We start from the raw sequence: 21,512 nt of genomic DNA, 5'->3' as shown, positions 1-21,512 counted from the left end.
CTGGCCGGCCACAACGGCCTTGGTCGTAATCGCGGCGTCCTTGGCGACGGCCTGTAGCGACTCGAGTGGCAACACGAGCCGCGCGGAATCGCAGAAACCCGGCGGCACCAACGCGGTCAAGGTCACCATGGCCAGCACCGGCGGCAAGGACGGCTGCGCCCTGGACAACACCAGCGTGCCCGCGGGGCCGGTGACCTTCACGGTGGCCAACACGAATGCGCCCGGGATCAGCGAAGTCGAATTGCTCAGGGACCAGCGGATCGTCGGCGAGAAGGAAAATCTTGCGCCCGGCCTGGATCCGGTCTCGTTCACGGTCACCTTGGACGGCGGTGCGTATCAGCTCTACTGTCCGGGCGCGAGCACCGAATACCAAACCCTGACCGTCACGGGCAAAGCGCCGGCGGCGCCGACGGGCACCGTGGCCGCCATCCTCAGCCAGGGCACCAAGGACTATGCGGGCTACATCGTCAGCCAGATCAGTCAGCTCAACGACGGCGTGAAGGCACTCGACGCCGCCGTGCAGTCGGGCAACGTCGACGCCGCGAAGAGCGCTTACGCCAAGGCCCGGCTGTTCTGGGAGCGCTCGGAGTCCACCGTGGAGGGCTTCGTGTTGCCGGGCTTCGCGGTCGGCGACAATGCCGGCAGCCTGGATTATCTGATCGATATGCGTGAGTCGACGCCGGTCGACGCCAAAGTCGGGTGGAAGGGCTTCCACGCCATCGAGCGCGACTTGTGGCAGGGTGGCGCGATCACCCCCGCCACCAAGTCATTCAGCAGCGAATTGGTCGGTAACGTAGGCAAATTGAACGGCATCGTCGCCAACCTGCAGTACAAGCCCGAGGACCTGGCCAACGGAGCCAGCGACCTGATCGAAGAGATCCAGAACACCAAGATCACCGGCGAGGAGGAGGCCTTCAGCCACATCGATCTCGTCGACTTCTCGGGCAACGTGGAGGGCGCTCAGCAGGCGTACGCTTCGCTGCGGCCGGGCCTGGAGAAGATCGACGCCAATTTGGTCAACCAGATCGATCAGCAATTCCACACGGTGCTGGCCACTTTGGACGGATACCGTGACCCGTCTGCGCTCGGCGGCTTCCGGACTTACACCCCCGCGCTGAAGTCCAGCGACGCGCCAAAGCTCACCGCGGTCATCCAGCCGCTGCACCAGAGCCTGTCGACGGTCGCGCAAAAAATCGTCTCAGCGGGCTGACTCGTGACCGACGACACGACCGAAACCGACGAAGCCGCAGCGGTTTCGCGCCGGCGGATGCTTGGCGGTGCCGTGCTGGCCGGACTCACCGGCACCGCGGTCGGCGCCGCCGGTGGAGGCTTCGCGGGTTACGCGCTGGCGGCCGAACGCAAAGGCGATGACGACGACAACGTCGACCTGCGGCGTAGTTATCCGTTCTACGGCCAGGTGCATCAGGGCGGAATCGCCACGCCGCCACAGCGTTACGCCATGTTCATGTCCTTCTCGCTGGCCGCCGGCGCTGGCCGCACCGAGTTGCAGACCCTGCTGGCGCGCTGGTCGGCCGCGGCCGCGATCCTGCAGCAGGGAAAACCCGTCGGCACCGTGCAGCCACAGGTCGAGGTGCAGCCACCCGTTGATACCGGGGAGGCGTATGGGCTGAGCCCGGCCAGCCTCACCGTCACCATCGGGTTGGGGCCGTCGCTGTTCGGCGATCGCTTCGGCCTGGCCGCACGGCGGCCCGCCTTGTTCATCGATCTGCCCCCGCTCAACGGGGACAACCTGGACCCCCGCCTGCGCGGCGGCGATCTGTCCGTCCAAGCGTGCGCCGACGACCCCCAGGTCTGCTATCACGCCGTGCGAAACCTGGCCAGGCTGGGCCGCAACATCGTATCGCCGTCCTGGGCGGTGCTGGGATTCGGACGAGCATCGGCCGGCCCGGGCCAGCACACGCCCCGAAACCTCCTGGGTTTCAAAGACGGAACCCGCAACATCGCAACGGATGCGGAGTACGCCCGGTTCGTCTGGGTCGCGGACAGCGACCAGCCGTGGATGAACGGCGGGACGTATCAAGTCGTGCGCAAGGTCCGGATGCTGCTCGAGACATGGGACGTCGACCGCATCGGCAATCAACAGCGGATCTTCGGCCGCACCAAAGAAGAGGGGGCGCCGCTGAGCGGCAAAGGCGAATTCGACACCCCCGACTTCACCGCCAAAGGCGCCGACGGCAACCCGCTGATCGACCCGATGTCTCACGTCGGCCTGGCCGCCCGGGAGAACAACGACGGCATCATGATCCGGCGCCGGTCCTACAACTACACCGACGGACTCGACGCCAACGGCCAACTCAACGCCGGCTTGCTGTTCATCTCGTACCAAAAAGATCCGCAAGATTTTATCCGCCTGCAGAACCGGTTGGGCGCCCACGACCTGCTCAACGAATACATCCGCCACATCGGCTCAGCAATCTTCGCGGTGCCGCCGGCGCCCGCCGAGGGCCACTACATCGGGCAAAGTCTTTTCAGCTAAGCAAATCTCACCGAGAGTCGTCCGACGTTGGACGGCGCGGCGTTTCGGCTGTGTGATGTTTCGTGTCGCCCACGTAAATCAATCCCGCCCGCCGTCACGCATCGGCCGTCGCAGGGCACTAACTCCGTGAAGCCGCAAAATCAGCGAAAACGGAGGAAGTCATATGACCGACGCGCTCGTCATCGACGCCGAAGGCCTCGACAAGCTGTCGTGTAGCGCCAGGACCAACCCGGAGACCGGCAGGAAGACCCTGAAAGCCAAGACGGTGTGCGAGACCGGGTTCCGCAACATGACTTACGTCCGCGACCTGGCGCCGATGCTGGTGGGCGAGCCGCCCGCGCTGCTCGGCGACGACTCGGCGCCCAATCCCTCCGAAACCGCGCTGGCGGCGCTGGGGTCGTGCGTGTCGGTGGGCTTACTGGCCAACGCGACACACCGCGGGGTGACACTGACCAAGATCGAGGTCGAGATGGAGGGCGACATCGACATCTCCGCGGTGTGGGGGGTGGGTGACACACCCAAGGGAAAGCGGCTGGGCTTCAGCGCGGTCCGGTGCAAGGTGACGCTGGCCGGAGACGCCGACGACGCGACACTCAAGGATATCCACGACAACGCGATCGCCTGGTCACCCGTGGTGAACACGTTCCGCAACCCGGTGAGCGTCGACTCGACTTTGTCCACCGAATAGGCATCGAGGCGGGAAGCATTCCGTGGCAACAACGTTGACCAAGACCGATCTTGCCCAGCTGATCAGGCTGGCCCGCGTCAGGCGCGGATTGAGCTGGGCGAAGATCGCCGAATCGATCGCCAAGGACCCGGTGTGGACCGTCGCGGCACTCCTCGGACAGCATCCGCTCTCGGCCGGCGACGCGGCAACGGTCGCATCGCTTCTCGACCTCGACGAGGAGGCGGCAACGGTCCTGCAAATGATGCCGTACCGGGGTTCGGATGCGACCACGGCGACAGACCCGACGATCTACCGGTTCCATGAGGCGCTGGGCGTCTACGGCCCGGCGATCAAGGAACTCATCGGAGAAGAATTCGGTGACGGCATCATGAGCGCGATCAACTTTCAGATGAGCGTGCACCGGCGCCCGCACCCCGACGGCGACAGAGTGGTCGTCACTTTCGACGGCAAGTTCCTCGACTACGCGTGGAAACACTCCGCCCAGGAGGTATCGAAATGACGGCGACGATGAATCCGGCCGCCAGTCAGTTGAATATCGAACTGCTGGAAGACATCCGGGCCCATGCCGCGGCGCTGGACCGCGGCGAGCAGCAATCCCGGCGCAGTTTCCCCGCACTGGGTACCGCCGGCCTGCTCGGGCTCGGCGCGCCCGCCAACGCCGACGGCGGGCTCCCCGACATGGCCGAAGTGATCCGGTTGATCTCCGGAGAATGCATGAGCACCGGGTTCTCATTGTGGGCCCATCGCATGGCCGTGGAGTACTTGCTCACGGCGGCAACGCCTTACAGTACGGTGGCGGCCCGGTCGCTTCTTGCCGGGACCACGTTGGGGGTGACCGGCATGGCGTCGGCATTCAAGGAGGCGGCGGGCTGCGGAACCTTGGAGTTGACCGCCACGCCGGTCGAAGGGGGCTACGAGGTGGCCGGGGCGATCAGGTGGGCCAGCAACCTCTATCCCGACTCGACCATGGTGACCGCGGTGCGTACGGACGCCGGGGAGAGGCTGATCGTGGCCTTGCCGCTGAACACGCCTGGCGTGGTGCTGGGCGATCACTTCGACCTGCTGGCGATGGGTAGCACCGCCTCGTCGTACCTGAACCTGACGGGCGCTTACGTTCCCGCGGAGCGGGTGTTGTCCCGTGACTTCGAGGACTTCCTGCAGGCGGTCCGTCCGACGTTCCTCGTCTTGCAGTCGGCGATGTGCCTGGGCCTGACCCGGACCGCCGTCAATCAGGCCAAAATCGGTCTCGGCGGCGTGAACTCGGTGTTCAGCACCCAGGTCGAGCAGGTAGCGGAAAAGCTTGCCGATGCGGAAACCACGCTGGCGGAACTTGCCGCGGCGGTGGGCGGTGTCGAGTCGCCCACCAAGAAGGAGCTGTTGTCGCTGCGACTCGCCGCGGCCGAACTATCCAGCGCCAGTGCGGATCTCGAGATCCGCACCGCCGGTGGCAAGGGTTATGCGAGCAGGACATCGGCCAGCCGTCGCTACCGGGAAGCGGCGTTCATCCCCGTCCAATCCCCGTCCGAAGGGCAGCTCCGCTGGGAACTGGCCGCATGCGCTTGAGCGCGAGACGATGGTGCCCCCCGGTGGCGGTGCCCCCGGGGGGCACCGAGTCGGAACATGTGGTCGGGGGCATTCCGCTGGCCAACCTGGTCCGCGACTTTCATCGGCCGATGGTCAATTTCGCCCGCACCATGGTGGAGTCGGCGACGGTGGCCGAAGAGGCCGTGCAAGAGGCGTGGGTGCAGGTGCTGCAGTCCGCGGATTCATTCGAGGGGCGTTCCTCGGTCGGCACCTGGTTGTTCGGGATCGTGAAGAACACCGCGTCGCGGCACCGGCGCCGCGAATCCCGCATCCGCGACCACGAGGTGCTGTCCGCGGATGACGTCGACCCCCTGGTCGGCCGTATGCATCCCGCCGGCCATCCCGATGCGGGGCACTGGAGTGTTCCGCCGTCGCGGCGCTTCCTGCCGGAGGATCACACCGTCGAGAACGAGCTCATCGGGTATGTACGTACGGCATTGGACGCGCTGCCCGAGCGGCAACGGCAGCTGGTCATCCTGCGGGACGTCGTCGGCACGACGGCCGAAGAGGCGGCCGAACTTCTCGAACTGACCGCCGAGGGGCAGCGCGCGCTGCTCTACCGCGCCCGCGGAAATCTTCGCAACGAATTGGAAAAGCGGTATCGCCGATGACCATCCACGACAACGCGGTCCCCGCGATCGACTGCGTCGACTTCGTCCGCCTCGTGGACGAACTCGTCGACTCCGATCCGAGGCAGTGGGGACCGATCGTGGCCAAGCACCTCGACGAGTGCCCCCCGTGCCTGGTCTACCTGCAACAGATGCTCGACCTCAAAATCCTGCTCAACCACGTCTTCGAGGGGGAGAAGCTCAGCGCGGAGCACATCACCGGGGTCATCAACGCGATCAACGCTCTACGGAAAGGCCAACACCGATGACCATCAACGCGCAAGCGCCACAATTGGACGGCGCGGCCCCGGCGGCATCCGCATTCGCCGACTTCTCCGCCGGCGTCACGACGAACGTCGTCGCCGACGATCCGTTCGAGCCACTCAGCGTGGGCGCCATGGTGGACCGAGTGGCCGCCATGGCCGTGGAAAAGGCGACGCACCCGTGGGCGTTTCTGATGCGCTCGTTGGTCGGCGGTGTGATGGTCGCTTTCGGGGCGCTGCTGGCGTTGATGGTCAGCACCGGAGTCAAGACCCCGGGTGTCGCAAGCTTGTTGATGGGCCTGGCGTTCGGCATGTCGTTCGTCCTCATCCTGGTGTCCGGCATGTCGTTGATCACCGCCGACATGGCCGCGGGATTTCTGGCCGTCCTCAACCGCACCATGAGCGTCGGCGGCTACGTCTTTCTGGTTACCGTCGGTCTCATCGGCAACGTCCTGGGCGCGCTGGTGTTCGTCACGGTGTGCGGGGCGGCGGGAGGCCCATACCTGGGCGCCTTCGCCGAACGGGCGGCTACCGTCGGCGCGCAGAAGGCGGGTCAGCCGTTTTGGACCGCACTGCTGCTCGCCGTGGTGTGCACCTGGTTCCTGCAGACGTCGATGTGCATGTTCTTCAAGGCTCGCAGCGACGTCGCCCGCATGACCTTCGCGTTCTACGGACCGTTCGCATTCGTCATCGGCGGCACCCAGCACGTGATCGCCAACGTCGGCTTCCTCGGTCTTCCCCTGTTGCTCAACCTGTTTCACCCGGCCGCACCGTGCGGCGGGATCGGTTGGGGATTCGGCCAACACGGCCTGCTCACCAACCTCGGCATCACCACCGTGGGCAACCTGATCGGCGGCACGCTGTTCGTGGCGTTACCTTTCTGGGTCATCGCGCGGCTACAACGGCGCCGCGCCTAGCCGGCAAGTGACCGTGCCGTTACAGCGGGCTTAACAAATCCCGCGAAAGCCCTCCGTCCCGTTGGTTAGGGACTTAAGCCTCACGACCGACCGCCCCTTGGGTTTATAGCGTCGCCGGTGATGGAGGGAGAGCGAAATGTCCGGACCTGATCAACAGCGCGGCGTCGTCGTCGCGGTGGACGGCTCGAAGGCATCGAACGCCGCGGCGATTTGGGCCGCCCACGAGGCGGCGATGCGGAATATTCCGCTGACCGTCGTCCACGCGGTGACGACCCCGACCGCCACCTGGCCGCCGGTCCCATACCCCGAGTCTCTAGCGGTGCGGCTGGAAGACGAGGGCAAAAAGGCGATCATGCACGCGATCAAGCTCGCCGAAGAGGCGCTGCCGGCGGACCGAAAGCTCGCCATCCACCGGGAACTCGTGTACTCCAGCCCGGCACTGGCCCTGATCAACATGTCCGGCGAGGCGGAGCTGATCGTTGTGGGCACGGCGGGGCGAGGATTGCTGGCCCGGGGTGTGCTCGGTTCGGTCAGTGCGACCGTGGTGCGGCACGCCCATTGCCCGGTCGCGGTCATCCATGGCGACGACCTGCCGGACATGCACGACGCTCCCGTCGTCGTGGGGGTCGACGGCTCGCCGGCTTCCGAGCTCGCGATCGAAATCGCCTTCGACGAAGCCTCCCGTCGCGGTGTCGGCCTGACGGCCCTACACGCATGGAGTGACATCACGATAAGCGAACTCCCGGAAGCGGATTGGTCGTCACTGGAAGCGGAGGCGCACCGCAGCCTGGCCGAGAACCTGGCGGGTTGGCAGGAACGCTATCCCGATGTGACGGTGCAGCGACTGGTCGTACGTGACGCGCCGGCCCGGCAGCTCGCCGAAAAGTCGGAAACCGCCCAGCTCCTCGTCGTGGGCAGTCACGGGCGCGGTGGTCTGACCGGTGCGCTGTTGGGATCCGTCAGCAACGCGGTCCTGCATTCGGTTCGGACGCCGGTGATCGTTGCGCGGCCTGGGGCATCCGCCTGAACTGCGGCGGGGCGAAGGACGGCGGTCGTCCAGGCACAAAGGGCGGCAAGGTCGCGTTCGGCGTGCGCCACGGTACGGTCGGGGCGCACCAGTGCGGCGGTGGCACGTCCTCGTTCCAGCCATGCCCCCAGCGGGCTGCCGGCCTCGGCGACCTGCACCGTGACTTGGCGCTGCCGCAGCGCCGCCTCGTCGGCCGCGGCAGGCCGGGCGGTGCTGATCAACGCGAAACCCCCGCCGAGCACGTCGTCCAACCGTTGACCGTCGCGTAGCGCCGGGTTCGGGCAGAGCGTGCCGGCGAGCCGGTGCGGTCGCAGGGATCGGCGTACCAAACCGGACCGGTGCAGCGCAGGGGTTCTCGAGTCGACGACCTTGTCTCGCAGGACGGGGATGAGCCGCAGCCGTGGCAACACCGCCCGGCGGGCCGCATTGCCCAGGCGGCCGCCGCCGGTCATGGCCCAACCGACGCTCAGTGCCAGACGAATCATGGATCGGGTATGCGGTTTACGTTCCCGCTCATAGGTTTCCAGAACACTCGGCGCCAGGGTGCCCTGGTGAACTCCGGCGATCTTCCACGCGAGGTTGGCCGCGTCTCGCAGTCCCGCTCCCATACCCTGGCCGATGAACGGGGGAGTGAGGTGCGCAGCGTCGCCGAGGATGAAGACGTTGCCTCGGCGCCAGCGGTCGGCGATCTGCGCACGGAACGTGTACTCGGCGACCCGCAGCAGCGTCAGCTCGCCGATGGGTACGGTGCTCGTCCACGGCTCGATCAAGGGCCGCAATCGGTCCAGGCTGCCGAAGTCATTCGCCGTTTCGCCGGCCAGCAATTGGAATTCCCAGCGGTATCGGGCCGGCCCGATGCGCATGTAGGTCCCCGCGCGACCCGGGTCGCACACCTGGTGGACCCCGTCCCACTGGCGCAGATCCGCATCGCTGGCGATGTCCACAACCAGCCAGCGCTGCTGAAAGTTCAAGTCCCGCATGGCCGAGCCGATCTGGGTGCGCACGATACTGTTGGCGCCGTCGCAGCCCAGCAGGTAGTCGGCGTCGATCTGATGAACGCGGCCGTCGCAACGGTCGGTGAAGGTGACGCGGACACATGTTCCGCCCGTCACGATGCCGGTGACTTCGGCGTTCCCGCGCAGCCGGGCGTTGGGATGGCGTTCGAGATTGGCCCGCAGCAGGGCCTCCAATTCCGGCTGGTCGAACATGTTGGCCTGTGGGTAGCCGTGCACACTGCGCCCGGGATCGCGGTTGAACTCGGCCAGCGTGCGGAACCGGTTGTCTACCAACCGCAGGCCCAGCGTCGGCCGCGACATCGCGGCGAACTCGTCGGCGATCCCGAGGCGGGCGATGATGCGATAGATCTCATCGTCCAGGTGCACCGCGCGCGGTTGGGCGTACACGCCGGGCCAACGGTCGAGCACCAGGCAGTCGACGCCGTACTGCGCCAACAACGTGGCGGCGGTGACGCCGGTCGGTCCGGCGCCGACGATGACGACGGGGACGCGGCGAGTGGACGGGGCGGTCACGCGAATCGTACTGCGGTGCGCTGCGTTCCGAGATCGATGGCCCCGTCGTCGGTGGCCACCGACGCCTCGACGACGTCGCCGTCATGCAGGTAATTCTGGTTGGCGGCCTGCCGCGAGAAGAACATCTTCCATTTCATGGCGGGTGGCAACAGGTTTCCGATGAGCTGCACGGGCTTGGGCGGGGCGCTCAGCGCCGTGCCGGCCGGGGTGCCGGTGAGCACCAGGTCACCCGGGGCGAGTTCCTGGAACTGGGTGAGCGACTGCAGCGCCTCCAGTGGCCGATACAGCATGTCGCCCTCGACGAGGGCGTTTTGACGTTCCTGGCCATTGACACACAGGCGCAGACGCAGATCGCCGAAGCGCTTGAGCTCATTGGCGTTGAGTAGCACCAGCTCCGGGCCGACCGGTGTGAACGTCGGATATGACTTGGCCTCGTAGAACTGGGTTTGCGGAAGTTGGATGTCCCGCGCGGAGACGTCGTTCGTGACGACCAACCCGGCGACGAAATCGTCCAGGTTGTCTTCGGAGATGGCGGTGCCGATGGCGATCGCATGGCCGATGACCAGGCCGATCTCCACCTCGTAGTCGAGCAGCCTGACGTGCTGCGGTTTGACGATGTCATCGAAAGGCCCGTTGATGGACGCCGATGCCTTGCGGAAGAACGTGAGCGGGACCGACTCCGGATCCATGCCTGCGTCCCTGACGTGCGATTCGTAATTGGTCATCTGGGCGATGACTCGGCACGGCCGCGTCACCGGTGAGATCAAGTTGAGGGTGTCGACGGCAACGGTGTCGGTACCGTGGGCCGCTCTCTCGATGGCGGCCCGGTCCGACAGCAGCGCTGCGGTACTGGTGGCGGTGGTGTCGATTTTGACTGCGCCGTTGGCGGTCTTGAGCCACCAGGCGTGGCCGGTATCAGAGACGGTGTGCAGCACGGAAAGGGTCATGAGGTGGGAACTTTCAGTAGGCCGACCAGGCGTTTGACATCGAACTCGTTGTCCGCGCGAAGCGCGGTGGCCATCGAAACCAATTCGCGCCGAGCCGATTTCGCGTCAGTTCCGAGGAAATCCTTGGTAGCCGGTGGCCCCCACTGGGCCAGCCCGGATGCGGTGAAGGGCGCCCAGCCCGGTTCCAGCGTGTTGTCGAACAGGTCGCCATCGGTGAAGTGCTCGAACAGATAGCCATCGGGATCGCGCCAGTAGTCGAAGATCTGACTGCCCTGAATGTGCCGGCCGATTCCCCATGACCGGGAATAGCCCCGCGCACCAAGGTATTCGCCGCCGGCGGCCAGCGCGTCGAGATCGCTGACCTGATACGCCGAATGGACATAGCGGTTGGCCGGACCGAGGGCCATCGCCAAGGTGTGATGGTCGGCCGGTGTCGAACCACGGTCGCACCGGATGAAACTCATGGTTGGGCCTCGGTCGCGCTGGCCGGGGAAGTACAGGAAATCACTGACGATCATGCCCAGGTTGTCCAGATACCAGTTCAGCGTCTCAACGTACCTGGTCGACTGCACCACCAGGTGGCCCAGGCGCTGCACCCGCGCGGGCTCTCGGGGCGGACGCTGACCGGCGTTGACACGGCGGATGTCGTTTCCGAAATTGAAGGCGGGGGGTTGTTGGCCCGGCAGTTCCGGGAGTTCGTGCAATCCGGCGACGACGCGGACCGGCATGCCACTGGGGTCGATCAACTCGACCGACACCCCGCCGATGGTTTCCGGCAGCGGCCGCACGGATGCGCCTACGGAGTCCGCCAACCGGAGCACGTCGGCCGCGTCGGTCGCCCGGAACGCCGCGCCGGCGAAGCGGCTGCGCCGGCCGCGACGCAAGATGAGGCACGGCGCTCCCGCCCATGTTCCGCGTAACTGCAGTTCCGCGGGCCCGTGTTGTGCCGTGTGGAAGCCGAACGCCCGCGCGAACGCCTCGGCCCGGGTCAGGTCCGGGCGCTCGAACTCCAACCACGCGATGTCGGCGACTTTGATCACCGGGTTACGCGACCGCCCCGGATGCTCGCCGGGCCGTGCGGTCTGCTCGCTGTGCGCCTGCCGGTTGGCGCTCTCGGTCAAATCCATGACAACTCCCAACTAACTGACGAAATCGTCACATACGAGAGAACGTTCAGTCAAGGATCTGACGGAATCCTCATAACTGATGCATACTGCTGTGAATGAGCGCGATGGCAGAACCGACCAGGCTGGAGCGGCGCAAGCGGCGTACCCGGGCTGCGCTGGTCAAAGCCGCGCAGCGGTTGATCGCCGAGGGGAAGGTCAACGTCCCGGTCCTGGAAATCACCCAGGCCGCCGACGTCGGGATGGGGTCCTTCTACAACCACTTCGACAGCAAGGAGCAGTTGTTCGAGGCCGCGGTCGCCGATGTCCTCGACGCCTACGGCTCGATGCTCGATCGGCTCACCGAAGCCATCGAGGACCCGGCCCAAACTTTCGCCACCAGTTTCCGGCTGACTGGCCGGCTGTTTCGTCGGCACCCGCAGGAGAGCCGGATTTTGTTGGCCAACGGGCTGGAATTGCTGTCGTCGGAACGGGGTCTGGCGCCGCGCGCACTCCGCGACATCAAAGCCGGCGTGGCGGCCGGGCGGTTCGACGTCGAGGACCCCGAGTTAGCCCTCGCCATGGCCGGGGGTGCGCTGCTGGGCCTCGGAAACTTGTTGCGTGACCATCCCGATCGCGATGACGCGCACGCGGCCGACGTCGTCACCGAAAAGGTTCTGCGGTTGTTCGGGCTCAGCGCCGGCGAGGCACACGCCATCTGCCAACTCCCCTTACCCGACGGGGGACTCTTCGACGGCTAGCGGGCGACGGCGTGGACGGCGAATGCGACGTTTCGGCCCACTCCGCCGTCATCGCCGGGGCCGCCCGGGGTGGTCCACCGCACCTGTGCGGTGCCGGTTATGTGCAGGGTGGCGCCGGTTTCGAAATCGAGGAACAGCAAAGCGGCCTCGTCGTCGACGGCCAGGTTGCCAAAACTGTTGAACATGTTGTTTCCCGGAAAATCCGGCCACCACAGCCGGTCTGCGGAGTCGACTCGGACGAACCCCGGCGGTCCTCCCCGATGTGACGCATCTCGACCACGGGTGGGATGGCTGGTGCCCAGAAAGAACGTGTCGGCCCGGGCAATGAACGCTTGATCGGACGCGTCCAGAACGCTCGCGTGTCTCGCAGGTATTCGAGGAGGGGCAGCAAGGGTGGCCACATCGATGGCGTGGTTATGAATGTACTTGGGGCAGTTGCCGTATGACTGATCGACGCGGACGGTCATACCACCCGGGCGGTCAGCACTGACAAGCTCGCCGTTGACCCGGAGCCTGCGCCGGGTGGCGAAGTCGATGGCGATCAGCCCAACCTGTTGGCCGGTCGGGATCTCGTGCAGCGGATCGCCGCCGCGGGGGAATGCCGACACGCGCAAGATGTCATGGTGGCCGCGGAGGAAACCCGGCGGTGCGGCCAACGGCGAGATCCAGAGGACCCCCGCGTGGTCGCGCGCGGTCAGCGCGGCGAACCGCTGTGACGCGAGAAACTTCGCGGCGCCCGGGGAAAGCCCCGATGAGTCGAGCATGCCCTCGAGCCGCCCGGCCTCGGCTTCGACGCCCGCCCGGCGCTGCGTTGTGGTCTCGCCCTCGTGGAAGCCGGTCGCGGTCACATGAGCCGTAACGTCGCCGCGGCCGCAAACCTTCCGTGCATCGCGGGAAACCAGCGGCTGTTGTCCCTAGGCAACCGACACGATGCGGGCAACCAGCTTGCCGCCCCGGATGACGTCGATCGTCTGGCCCGCCGCAACCTCGTCGAAGTAGCGGCCGGCGCGCTTTCGCAATTCGTCAAGCTCGATCCCGCCGCCGGTGTCGACCTGGCTCGGGGTCCTCTCCGCGTCACCGGCGGACACGATGTGTGCCAACAATCTGCCGCCGCGAACAACGCTGATCGTCTCCCCGGCCGCGACCCGGTCGAAGCAGCGCCCGGCGCGCGTTCGCAGTTCGTCCAGCCCGACCCACCCCCCGGCGTCCCGCGCCGCGAGTTTCGCAGAACGCGCAGGGATGGGAGCCACCCTCCAGTCACCGACGGGCACCATCCGCGCCACGAGCTTGCCGCGACGGACCACATCGATGGTCTCCCCGGCGGCAACCCGTTCGAGATACGTACAGGCGTCACTCCGAAGTTGGCCTAAGCCAATGGCTTCCCGCATTTCAACCCGATCCCTTCATCGGCTGGCCGGCGGCGCCAGCATGTCCTTCCAGCCGTCGTCTCCCGTTTTGCTCGAGTTTTCGACCGCGTACTTCACACCGTCGGGCCCCACCAGTTCGCCGCTCTGGGGCAGGTAAACGGCCGGGGGAGGACCCCCGGGGGTGTAGACGCAGGGATTCGGCTGCTGCCCATTGCATTCCACGGTTCCCGACCCTGGCCGCTGCAGTGGATCGCTGGTCGGGGGTGGCGTCCCGGCCACCCGGTCGGAGGGTGCCGGATTGAGGCCGTTGTTGACCGACGGCGCGGGGATCACCAGCCCCGGTTTCACCGGCTGGTCGCAGCGCGCCGCGGGCGCCGGGCAGGTGACGAGCTGGTTGGGGTCGCCGTACCACGGGTTGGTACCCAACGGAACGTACGGTTTGGGGTCGCGGCACTCCCGCGGCGTCGCAGCCCGTTTACCGGGGACATCGACACACGGAAGGTTACGGGCGCCGCGCACCGCGTTGGCAGGGGTGTCCTGCGGGATCTTGCAATAGGTTCCGGACGGCATCGGCGCCAGGCTGGTATCCGCGGGAGACCGCCACTGGGATGCCGGGAGAAACCCGGTCAGGCACGGCGGGGGCTGGTTGATCGTCAGCGAGGTCCCGAGCGATGCGTAGCCCGGGAAGGCACTCGTGACCGTCTGGCCTTCCGAGGCGCCCTGCGGATAGGCCACCAGCAGTTGCTCGACGCCCTTGTGGTAGCGCTTGAGCATGTCGAGCACGATTTCGAGATTCGCCAGTGTCTGCGGGAGCGACTCTCGGACATCGCTGAACACCTCGTTGACCTGATCGGCGGTCGGCGCCGCTTGGGTCAGGATGCTTTGTACGTGCTGGTCGTTTTCCGCGCTCTGCGCGGCCAAGATGTTCAGGTTGTGCGACCAGCGCTCGATCGAGTCACCGGAGTTGACCTGGCTGTCGATGATGGGCCCGGAGTTCTGGACGATGTCGTTGATGTCGGAGATGTTGGTCTTGAAGTCACCGGCGATCGCCTGCGTCGCGTCGACCAGTCGTTGCAGCGCGGGGCCCAATCCTCCTACCGCTTGCGCTGTTTCGTCGAGCAGCGAGGCGATCTTGTCCTTGGGCAGCACGGCCAGCCCGCGGTTGGCGGCATCGATCGCCGGCCCGATGTCGGTGGGGATGGTGCCCTTGGTGATGGTTTGACCGGGCGAGAAGTATTGCCGCGGGTTACCCACCGACACCAGGTCGAGATACTGCTCACCGACTGCCGACACCGAATGCACGTTCGCCGACGCGTCAATCGGGATTCTGTAGCGATCGCCGATGCTCATCGTCACCCGCGCGCCTGTGGCGGTCGGGTCGACGGCGGTGACCGTGCCGATGGTTTCACCGCGATACGTCACGTTGGAGGTCTTGTACAGACCGCCCGACGCGGGCAGGTCCGCCTTCAGCGTGTACTGGCCGATCCCGGCCGCGGCGGGAATCTGCAAGTAGTACCAGCCGAGCGCAACCGCGGTGATCGCGGTCAGGACGCCGAACATGACCAGCTGGCGCTTGATGAAGCGGGTCAGCATTGCCTATCCGCCCTTTCGACCAGGGGGCCGCCCGGGGCGTCGTTGGGGTTCGGCGTGTACCGGACGTCCGGGATCATCGTCTCGGGGTCGCGGCCCCACGATTGCTCGAGCGCACGCAGTGCCCCGGAGAACCCGGTCCCGGTGAGGACTGCGTTGTCGACAGCGCTCATCGTCAGGTCGAGCGTCAGCGACAAGTTGAAGTAGTCGCCGCGGAACGCCTTGGGCACGGCGTCGATGTCGAACGGCCGGACCAGGATCAGCTTGAGTGCGCGAATCAAGTAGGGGGAGGCACGGCCGAGTTCCCGCAGCGGGCACTGCAGCGACAGCAGATCCTGGTGGAGGTCGCCCCGCGCAGCCGACAGGTATTGGTCGGCAACTGCGCTGAGCCGCCCCGTAGCGTCGACCGCGTCAATCAGGAGTTGCTGTTTGTCGGCGAAATGTTTGAGCAGTGGCGGGAATTCGGTGAGGACCCGATCCAGGACGTCCGAGCGGGGGCCGACGTACGCCAGCAGCCGGTTGGTGGAATCGATGGCCCGGGTGATGTCAGCGCGTTGCTCGTCCAGCCGGGCGGTGAAGGTGTCCAGCTTCCCGAGGAAGGCGCGGATCCCCTCGGCCCGACCGTTCACGATGTTGTAGACCTCGTTCTGCAGCACTTCGAGGTTCGGGATGCCTCCGCCGCGCAGCACGATGGCGAGACTGGCGAGTGTCTGCTCGGTCGTGGGGTAAGTGGACGCATTCTTGAGCGGGATGGTGTCGCCGTCCCTCAGTGGCTCCGGTGACGGGTTGGGGGGCGCCGCCAGCTCCACATGCTGCGAACCCAGCAGGCTGGTCTGCCCGATCTTGGCGGTCGCGTTCCTGGGCAACTTGACGTTCTTGCCCAGACGTAGCGTCAGCGTCGCGACCCAGTTCTTCAGTTCGATCGCGCGCACCGTCCCGACAAAGACATCGGCCACCCGCACCCGGCTGTTGTCGTTGAGGGCCAGCGTGTCGGGCATCTGCACGTAGACGGTGTAGGAGCCGGGCCCGGAGCCCGGGCCGCCCGGCATAGGCACATTCGCGATTCCATGCCACTTCGCACACGACGTCAGCGTCACGACAGCGGCCAGTAGCGCGATTCCCTGCCGCCCCCGGTATCGGGCCCGAATAGCCAAGGCGCGCAATGAGTTCATGATCCCGCTCCCGTCGCCGCGGCCACCGGCGCCGGCGTCGGCGCGACCGGACCCGGGATCACACCCGGCCCGGGGGGCGGTGGCGGGATCGGCACCTGCGGGGCCCGCAGGCCGATCGGTGGCAACACCGGGTACTCGTCGTAGGCGTTCGGCGGCCCGGGCGGGGTCTGCAGCCCCGGGGGCGGGGGTCCGGCGTCGGGACCGCCCATCAATTCGGCCAGCGATTCGGGGGTCAACAGGCCGCCCGTGATCGGCCCCACCTGTGTGCCTTGCATGCCCGGCGCGGCAACCCAGCCGGGCTGAGTGTTGCGGTGCGAGAACGGGGTGTCGGGCACCCAGATTCCGGGCACCGTGGTGTCCTTGTATCCGTTCGGTGGGTGCAGCCTCGGCTCGGAGTAGGCGATTTCCTTGGGTAGCGCCTCGGCGGTGCTGAACAGGTTCAGCCCGAACGGCAGATAGTTGAACTTGATCGCATCGAGGACCGGCGCCAGGTATTGCGCACACAGCTCGGCGGACTCTTGATAGCCCAACCGGCTACCGGCCTGAATCATGCTGCAGAAGAACTGCATTGGGTTGGCGAAGTTGGGGATCGCCGGGATCGACATGACGGCCCCATGCGACGGGTGGTAGATCTGGCTGAGGTTCGTCTCCAACGTCGGCAGGACATGCAGCGCGGTCTCCAAACCGTTCAGTGGGTCGGGCTGGACCAACGTGGTGGTCAGGGTGGCGAGGTTGTCGAGGTCATGGACGAGCACCTCGCGGTTCTTGGTCAAGAAGGGGCGCAGGGTGGAGAGCAAGCTGTCGAACTGCTGTAGCGCATTGGCGAGATCGTGGTCGGATCCGGTCAACTCGCCGGTGAACTGGGCCAGGTTCTTGTTCAGCGCGACAAACTGCTGGTCGTCTTTGTGCAGTGCGTTGACGAACTGGGCCAGGCTCTTCACCACCGCGAAGAAGTCGCCGCGGCCCTCGTTCAGCGCGGTCAATGCCCGCGACAGGCTGTTCAGCGTGGCGTTGATCTGCTTGCCCTTGCCGGCCAGCCCGTCCGCGAACGACTCGATGGCATCACCGAACGGGCCTTTGGGTTGCTCGGGTGTCGGGCCAAGTTTGGCGATGACGTTGGCGACGCCTTCGCGCAACTCGTCCCACTCCGTCGGGACCTGCGTGCGCTCGATGGGGATCACGGCGTTATCGCCCATGACCGGACCACCTTTGTAGGGTGGCTCCAATTGAATGCTGCGCGACGCCACCAGCGTCGGGTTCACGATGACGGCGGACGCGTTGGCGGGCACCTTGTACTTGTTGTCGTAGTGAAACGTCACCTTCATCTTGTCGCCGGCCGGTTCGATCTTGTCGACGGAACCGACACGAACGCCCATGATTTGAACTTTGTCGCCGGAATAAAGCGCGTTCGCCGTTGGGAAATAAGCGATTACGGTGTTGGCGGTCAACTTCTGGTAAAGCCGCAAGCCGAGGGACCCGGCGACCAGTACCAGCAGTACCGCCAGCACGCCGATGATCGTCCGTGGCCGCGGTTTGCGGAAACTGAAGACGCTGCTCAATTCTCGCTACCTCCCGTGATGCCGCTGCCTCCGGTGCCGCCCGGGTTGATGAACGGGGCGGGCAGCTGCGGCCCGGGTCCCTGCGGCGCGGGCGGCCCCGGCGGCAGCCCGGGCGCGAACGTCGACGGTGGGGGGGTGGGGCCGGCGGGCTGCAGATTCTCGGTGCGCGCGCCGGGTGGTGCCTGGCCGGGCAACGGTACCGGTGTGCCCGGGACGTCTGGCGGCGCCTCGCCGGGGCGCGCGGCGATCGGGATTCCCGGTGACGGCGGCAGGCCGTTCGGGTTCGGCGGCGACGCGGCTACATCGATCGGCGCCGGGAAGCTGCCACCGAAGGGGCCGACGTCTACACCGGTGCACGGCAACGGGTTCCACGGCCGTGGCAGCGCGTCGGCCGGCGGGGTGTACGAACACGCCGTTCCGGGCGGGACGGCCGGTCCCGGGTGCTCTGGTGTGCCTTCCAGCACCGGCGGTGCGGGCGGCGGTGCGCCGTTGGGGAACCGGGTGCCGTTGGGGTCGGGCCAGCGGAACTCGGGAAGCCCGGCGCTGCGCCAGAAGTCCTCCGGGTCGATGCCGCGCTTCTTGAACGCGGCGTCCACGAACGGCTGCAAGATCCAATACGGCAGCAGATTGGACAGGACGATCTTGAAGTACGGTCCCGACGCGACGGATTCCCCTAGCGATGCCGCGAATTGGCTTACATACGTGAGGGTTTGAGCCAGGTCGTCTTTGCGTTCCACCAGCACGTCGCTGATGGCACGCAACTGCTCCAGCACGGGATTGAGGTTCGGATTGTCGTTGATGAACCCCTGCACCTCGGCCGAGAAGGCGGAAATGTTCTGCAGCAGGGCGCCGATGGCACGGGCGCGTTCGTTGAACGCCGCCAGCAGCGTCTTCGCGTTGACCAGCAACCGGTTGATCTGTTCGCTGCGGTCACCGAGCACACTGGCCACCTGGTGGGCCTGAGCGAGTAAGTGCTTGACCTCTTCGTCGCGCTTACCGATGGTGTCGGAGAATTTGGTTAACCCGTCGAGCGTGGCACTCAAATGCGGGTAGGTCTGATTGATGGTCTGCGACAGGACATTCAGTGACTGCTTGACGGTGTCGATGTTCCAGCCGGTGGCAGCCTTTGTGATGTCGAAGTTCGCGTCGTAGAGCTGATAGGGCGTGGTGCTTTGGCCCAGTGGCAAGACGGCCCCGGGCCGCAACTTCTTGGTTCCCCGTGGCTCGATCTCGAGCACCTTCTTACCCAGGATGGTGTCAGTCTTGATCGCGAGCCGGCTCTCGCTGCCGATGGTGTTGGGACCGATGTTGAACTTGATCACGACGTGGTCGCCGTCGATATTGAACGCCTCCACCTTGCCGACATTCACGCCGGAGATGCGCACCTTGTCGCCCTTGTTGAGCTGACCGGTGTCGGTGAACTGCCCGTAGTAACTCGGGCTGGCGAACATCATCGGGATACTGGTGAAGCTTTGGCCGACGGCGACCACGAGCACCAGGACGGTGATGCCCATCAGCCCGACCCGGTTGCGGTTGAATTCCGTCAGCGTTCTCATTGCGGCGTGCACCTACCGGTGGGCTGCTGCCAGATCCGAACCGTGCGTACGGGACCGCCGGCCTGCAGTCCGTTCCACTTGATCGTGAGGTCGCAGACGTAGAAGTTCACCCAATCTCCATAGAGCCCGATGCTGCGTCCGATCAGGTTGAGCGCGGTCGGTGTCTTGTGAATCAGATCGCCGAGCTGATCGCGTTGGTCGACGAGCGGCTGCTGAAGAGCCTGCAGATAGTTGATCGCCTTGTGCAGCAGAGCGCGGTTGTCCGCGAGGAGGTCGGCCACCGTTCCGGCGGCGTTGCTGATGTTCGCGGTGCCGGCGGCCAGCGGGTCGGCGTGGTGTTGCAGCCCGGTGATCAATCTCTCGAAGTTGTCGACGGTCTGATCGAATTCCTTGCGATGCCGAACGGTGGTGTCCAGCACGGTGTTCAAGTTCTTGATCACCTCACCGATCGCCTGGTCGCGTTCGGCGATGTGCGCGGTCGCCTGCGCGGTCTGGTCGAGGATGTCGTTGATGGTGCCGCCCTGACCCTGAAACACGGTGATGATGGCCGACGCGATGGTGTTGACCTTGTCGGGATCGAGCGCCCGGAACAAAGGCTTGAAACCACCGATCAGGGCGTCGAGGTCCAGCGCCGGCGAGGTTCGTGACAGCGGGATGAATCCGCCCGGCGGCAGGACCCGGTCAGCACCCTCGCCCTCGCCGCGCTTGAGCTCCAAGTAGCGGTCGGCGAACAGATTGAGATAACGGATCTGAGCGGTCGTCGACTGGTAGAGCGGTATCGAGCGGTCCACATCGAAGTCCACCAGTACCCGCTGGCCGCCCTCGATCAGCCGCACCGCCTTGACCTTGCCGATCTCCACTCCAGCGGCGCGGACGAACTGGCCGTCTTTCAGCCCGGTGGCGTTCCCGAATTCCGCGTGATAGTGGTTGGTGCTGTTGAAGCGCATCTGAGCGAACACCACGACGATCGACACGGTGATCAGCAGCAGCACCAGCGAGACGATGCCGAGCTTGATAGCGGAGCCGGTGATTTTCATGGGTTGATCGTGTTGTCCCCGACTTGACGGCCCCACACGTACTCGATTGCGTACGGTGAGCCGGTGTCTAAGTGGTTGTAGGGCGCGAGGCTGGCGCCGGTGTCCACCACCAGACTTGGCGCCGGCCACAGGTCATGGGTGACGGCCTGCCAGCAACCCGGCGCGCCCCCGGGACCGCCGCGTGCGTTCACCCGCGGCAGATTGTCCGGATACACAAAGGGATTCGGTGCCCCGCCGACCAGCCCGGCGAGGCCGAGGAGCCCCATCGTGGCCGCCGTGCCGGCCAATCCCGGGAGTGTGAGAATGCCTCCCAAGCCTGACGTCAGCTCGGTCATGGTTCGAAGCGCGTAGCCGTTGCCGCCGCCCGTCGTCGCATAGGCCGCCGGTTCTTCGTCGTAGTAATTGCGGATGGTGCAGAAGATCTCGGGGCTGTATGTGTCGAGCAGCTGGGCGGTCGGCACCAGATCGGCGGCTCCCCGCTGAAAGTACGGCCCGCCGCGGGCGAAGATGTCTTCGCCGGTGTTGCCCAACCCGGCCGCTGCCAACAACGCGGCGTCCAGGTCGGCTTCGTGCCGGTGCAGCGTGCGTGCCGTGATCACCGCGTTGTTGAGGGAGTCGAACAGGTCGGGTGCGGCCTTGGCGTAGACGTCGCCCAGGGCCGCCAGCCCTTGAATGTCATGCCGGATCTGCGGCATCTGCGGATTGATGTCGTCGAGGATGGCGTTCGCGTTGACGATCGATTGCCCGAACTTGTCGCCCAAGCCGGTCAACGCCTGCGCGGCTGCGGCGAGCGTCAGGTTGACCTTGACCGGATCCAGCTTCTCCGTGATGGAGGTGAGGGTCTCGAACAGGGTATTGAACTCCGTTGTCACCGACCTCGCATCAATCACGTGCTGTGGCGTGATGCGTTGCGGCGTAGGGTTTTTCGGCGAGGTCAACGACACGTACTTGTTGCCGAACACCGTGGTCGCCTTGATATTGGCGTCCACGTTGGCCGGGATCAGTTCGATGTATTTCGGATTCACGTTCAAGTCGAACTTGGCCGCCTGTGTGCCGTCACGCTCGATCTCCGAAATGCTGGCCACCCGGCCGATTTCCACGCCGTTGTACGTGACCTTCGACCCCGGATCCATGACCAAACCGGCCCGGGGAGCCAACATCGTCAAGTGTGTCGTCGGCGTGAGCCGGCCGCGAAACTGCAACCAGACGACACCCAGTACCACCGCGAAGACCATCAGGAACACCACCGCGGCCGTCCTGTACGGCGGAATGCGTTTCGGGTTCTCCTTCACCGGGGTCGTCATGGC

21 protein-coding genes are annotated in these 21,512 nt (G+C 65.9%); 10 read left to right on the top strand and 11 right to left on the bottom strand.

Annotated elements, in window-relative coordinates; all coding sequences use genetic code 11:
* Positions 1-40 precede the first annotated feature (40 nt).
* The 9 genes from efeO to H7J89_RS25255 all read left to right on the top strand — a co-directional run bounded on the left by efeO (position 41) and on the right by H7J89_RS25255 (position 7,584).
* Positions 41-1,210, top strand: coding sequence for an iron uptake system protein EfeO (gene efeO / locus H7J89_RS25295; protein WP_308205149.1), 1,170 nt, complete (start codon positions 41-43; stop codon positions 1,208-1,210).
* 3 nt (positions 1,211-1,213) lie between these two features.
* Positions 1,214-2,497 (top strand): iron uptake transporter deferrochelatase/peroxidase subunit, encoded by a 1,284-nt coding sequence (gene efeB / locus H7J89_RS25290; protein ID WP_264047845.1) that lies wholly within the window; start codon positions 1,214-1,216, stop codon positions 2,495-2,497.
* 163 nt (positions 2,498-2,660) lie between these two features.
* Entirely contained in the window at positions 2,661-3,185 is a 525-nt protein-coding gene (locus H7J89_RS25285) for an OsmC family protein (protein WP_264047843.1), read from the top strand.
* 22 nt (positions 3,186-3,207) lie between these two features.
* Complete coding sequence (gene cynS / locus H7J89_RS25280; protein WP_264047841.1) at positions 3,208-3,684, top strand: cyanase; 477 nt, start codon at positions 3,208-3,210, stop codon at positions 3,682-3,684.
* Positions 3,681-4,748 (top strand): acyl-CoA dehydrogenase family protein, encoded by a 1,068-nt coding sequence (locus tag H7J89_RS25275; RefSeq protein WP_264047839.1) that lies wholly within the window; start codon positions 3,681-3,683, stop codon positions 4,746-4,748. Before cynS ends, H7J89_RS25275 begins: the two co-directional genes overlap by 4 nt.
* A complete protein-coding gene (locus tag H7J89_RS25270) occupies positions 4,739-5,380 on the top strand; it encodes an RNA polymerase sigma factor (RefSeq protein ID WP_264047837.1) in 642 nt (213 codons plus the stop codon). Before H7J89_RS25275 ends, H7J89_RS25270 begins: the two co-directional genes overlap by 10 nt.
* Positions 5,377-5,646, top strand: a complete 270-nt coding sequence (locus H7J89_RS25265) for a hypothetical protein (protein ID WP_264047836.1) — start codon at positions 5,377-5,379, stop codon at positions 5,644-5,646. Before H7J89_RS25270 ends, H7J89_RS25265 begins: the two co-directional genes overlap by 4 nt.
* Positions 5,643-6,557 (top strand): formate/nitrite transporter family protein, encoded by a 915-nt coding sequence (locus tag H7J89_RS25260; protein ID WP_264047834.1) that lies wholly within the window; start codon positions 5,643-5,645, stop codon positions 6,555-6,557. Before H7J89_RS25265 ends, H7J89_RS25260 begins: the two co-directional genes overlap by 4 nt.
* 136 nt (positions 6,558-6,693) lie before the next feature.
* Entirely contained in the window at positions 6,694-7,584 is an 891-nt protein-coding gene (locus H7J89_RS25255) for a universal stress protein (RefSeq protein ID WP_264047833.1), read from the top strand.
* On the opposite strand, the gene mhpA is transcribed toward H7J89_RS25255, so the two are convergent.
* From mhpA to H7J89_RS25240, 3 genes are read right to left on the bottom strand one after another with little or no spacing between them, the layout of a single operon-like run.
* Positions 7,476-9,113 carry a bifunctional 3-(3-hydroxy-phenyl)propionate/3-hydroxycinnamic acid hydroxylase MhpA gene (gene mhpA, locus H7J89_RS25250; protein ID WP_264047831.1) on the bottom strand — a complete coding sequence of 546 codons (1,638 nt, stop codon included), beginning with the start codon at positions 9,111-9,113 and terminating at the stop codon, positions 7,476-7,478. The genes H7J89_RS25255 and mhpA overlap by 109 nt on opposite strands.
* Entirely contained in the window at positions 9,110-10,060 is a 951-nt protein-coding gene (locus tag H7J89_RS25245) for a fumarylacetoacetate hydrolase family protein (protein WP_264047830.1), read from the bottom strand. The genes mhpA and H7J89_RS25245 overlap by 4 nt, the downstream gene beginning before the upstream one ends.
* Positions 10,057-11,187 (bottom strand): VOC family protein, encoded by a 1,131-nt coding sequence (locus H7J89_RS25240; RefSeq protein WP_264047828.1) that lies wholly within the window; start codon positions 11,185-11,187, stop codon positions 10,057-10,059. The genes H7J89_RS25245 and H7J89_RS25240 overlap by 4 nt, the downstream gene beginning before the upstream one ends.
* A gap of 95 nt (positions 11,188-11,282) precedes the next feature.
* On the opposite strand from H7J89_RS25240, the gene H7J89_RS25235 reads away from it, so the two are divergent.
* The gene (locus H7J89_RS25235; RefSeq protein WP_264047826.1) at positions 11,283-11,924 is read left to right on the top strand and encodes a TetR/AcrR family transcriptional regulator; all 642 of its coding nucleotides are present in this window, start codon (positions 11,283-11,285) and stop codon (positions 11,922-11,924) included.
* Here the strand turns inward: H7J89_RS25235 and H7J89_RS25230 are convergent.
* The 8 genes from H7J89_RS25230 to H7J89_RS25195 form a co-directional block, all read right to left on the bottom strand.
* A complete protein-coding gene (locus H7J89_RS25230) occupies positions 11,921-12,772 on the bottom strand; it encodes a pyridoxamine 5'-phosphate oxidase family protein (RefSeq protein WP_264047823.1) in 852 nt (283 codons plus the stop codon). The two genes, H7J89_RS25235 and H7J89_RS25230, sit on opposite strands and share 4 nt — an antisense overlap.
* 66 nt (positions 12,773-12,838) lie before the next feature.
* Positions 12,839-13,312, bottom strand: coding sequence for a hypothetical protein (locus H7J89_RS25225; protein WP_264047821.1), 474 nt, complete (start codon positions 13,310-13,312; stop codon positions 12,839-12,841).
* Between the two features lie 15 nt (positions 13,313-13,327).
* On the bottom strand, positions 13,328-14,884 hold the full coding sequence (locus tag H7J89_RS25220) for an MCE family protein (protein WP_264047819.1): 1,557 nt from the start codon (positions 14,882-14,884) through the stop codon (positions 13,328-13,330).
* Entirely contained in the window at positions 14,878-16,053 is a 1,176-nt protein-coding gene (locus H7J89_RS25215) for a virulence factor Mce family protein (protein WP_264047817.1), read from the bottom strand. Before H7J89_RS25215 ends, H7J89_RS25220 begins: the two co-directional genes overlap by 7 nt.
* Positions 16,050-17,612, bottom strand: coding sequence for a virulence factor Mce family protein (locus H7J89_RS25210; protein WP_264047815.1), 1,563 nt, complete (start codon positions 17,610-17,612; stop codon positions 16,050-16,052). The genes H7J89_RS25215 and H7J89_RS25210 overlap by 4 nt, the downstream gene beginning before the upstream one ends.
* Complete coding sequence (locus tag H7J89_RS25205) at positions 17,609-19,168, bottom strand: virulence factor Mce family protein (RefSeq protein WP_264047812.1); 1,560 nt, start codon at positions 19,166-19,168, stop codon at positions 17,609-17,611. The genes H7J89_RS25210 and H7J89_RS25205 overlap by 4 nt, the downstream gene beginning before the upstream one ends.
* On the bottom strand, positions 19,165-20,205 hold the full coding sequence (locus H7J89_RS25200; protein ID WP_264047811.1) for a virulence factor Mce family protein: 1,041 nt from the start codon (positions 20,203-20,205) through the stop codon (positions 19,165-19,167). Before H7J89_RS25200 ends, H7J89_RS25205 begins: the two co-directional genes overlap by 4 nt.
* Positions 20,202-21,509 carry an MCE family protein gene (locus H7J89_RS25195; RefSeq protein WP_264047810.1) on the bottom strand — a complete coding sequence of 436 codons (1,308 nt, stop codon included), beginning with the start codon at positions 21,507-21,509 and terminating at the stop codon, positions 20,202-20,204. The genes H7J89_RS25200 and H7J89_RS25195 overlap by 4 nt, the downstream gene beginning before the upstream one ends.
* Between the last annotated feature and the right edge of the window lie 3 nt (positions 21,510-21,512).

This window comes from Mycobacterium paraffinicum, assembly GCF_025822865.1.
Lineage (GTDB): Bacteria > Actinomycetota > Actinomycetes > Mycobacteriales > Mycobacteriaceae > Mycobacterium > Mycobacterium paraffinicum.
Note: the sequence above shows the minus strand (reverse complement) of the source record. Positions and strands in the feature narration are given on the sequence as shown.

Bases quoted from the DNA above. Each gene is read 5' to 3' on its own strand.
- H7J89_RS25205 (WP_264047812.1), bottom strand. From the start codon at position 19,168: ATGAGAACGCTGACGGAATTCAACCGCAACCGGGTCGGGCTGATGGGC.
- H7J89_RS25260 (WP_264047834.1), top strand. From the start codon at position 5,643: ATGACCATCAACGCGCAAGCGCCACAATTGGACGGCGCGGCCCCGGCG.
- H7J89_RS25270 (WP_264047837.1), top strand. From the start codon at position 4,739: ATGCGCTTGAGCGCGAGACGATGGTGCCCCCCGGTGGCGGTGCCCCCG.
- H7J89_RS25255 (WP_264047833.1), top strand. From the start codon at position 6,694: ATGTCCGGACCTGATCAACAGCGCGGCGTCGTCGTCGCGGTGGACGGC.
- H7J89_RS25275 (WP_264047839.1), top strand. From the start codon at position 3,681: ATGACGGCGACGATGAATCCGGCCGCCAGTCAGTTGAATATCGAACTG.
- H7J89_RS25215 (WP_264047817.1), bottom strand. From the start codon at position 16,053: ATGAACTCATTGCGCGCCTTGGCTATTCGGGCCCGATACCGGGGGCGG.
- H7J89_RS25220 (WP_264047819.1), bottom strand. From the start codon at position 14,884: ATGCTGACCCGCTTCATCAAGCGCCAGCTGGTCATGTTCGGCGTCCTG.
- H7J89_RS25225 (WP_264047821.1), bottom strand. From the start codon at position 13,312: ATGCGGGAAGCCATTGGCTTAGGCCAACTTCGGAGTGACGCCTGTACG.
- H7J89_RS25200 (WP_264047811.1), bottom strand. From the start codon at position 20,205: ATGAAAATCACCGGCTCCGCTATCAAGCTCGGCATCGTCTCGCTGGTG.
- H7J89_RS25265 (WP_264047836.1), top strand. From the start codon at position 5,377: ATGACCATCCACGACAACGCGGTCCCCGCGATCGACTGCGTCGACTTC.
- H7J89_RS25285 (WP_264047843.1), top strand. From the start codon at position 2,661: ATGACCGACGCGCTCGTCATCGACGCCGAAGGCCTCGACAAGCTGTCG.
- H7J89_RS25195 (WP_264047810.1), bottom strand. From the start codon at position 21,509: ATGACGACCCCGGTGAAGGAGAACCCGAAACGCATTCCGCCGTACAGG.
- H7J89_RS25245 (WP_264047830.1), bottom strand. From the start codon at position 10,060: ATGACCCTTTCCGTGCTGCACACCGTCTCTGATACCGGCCACGCCTGG.
- H7J89_RS25240 (WP_264047828.1), bottom strand. From the start codon at position 11,187: ATGGATTTGACCGAGAGCGCCAACCGGCAGGCGCACAGCGAGCAGACC.
- H7J89_RS25235 (WP_264047826.1), top strand. From the start codon at position 11,283: ATGAGCGCGATGGCAGAACCGACCAGGCTGGAGCGGCGCAAGCGGCGT.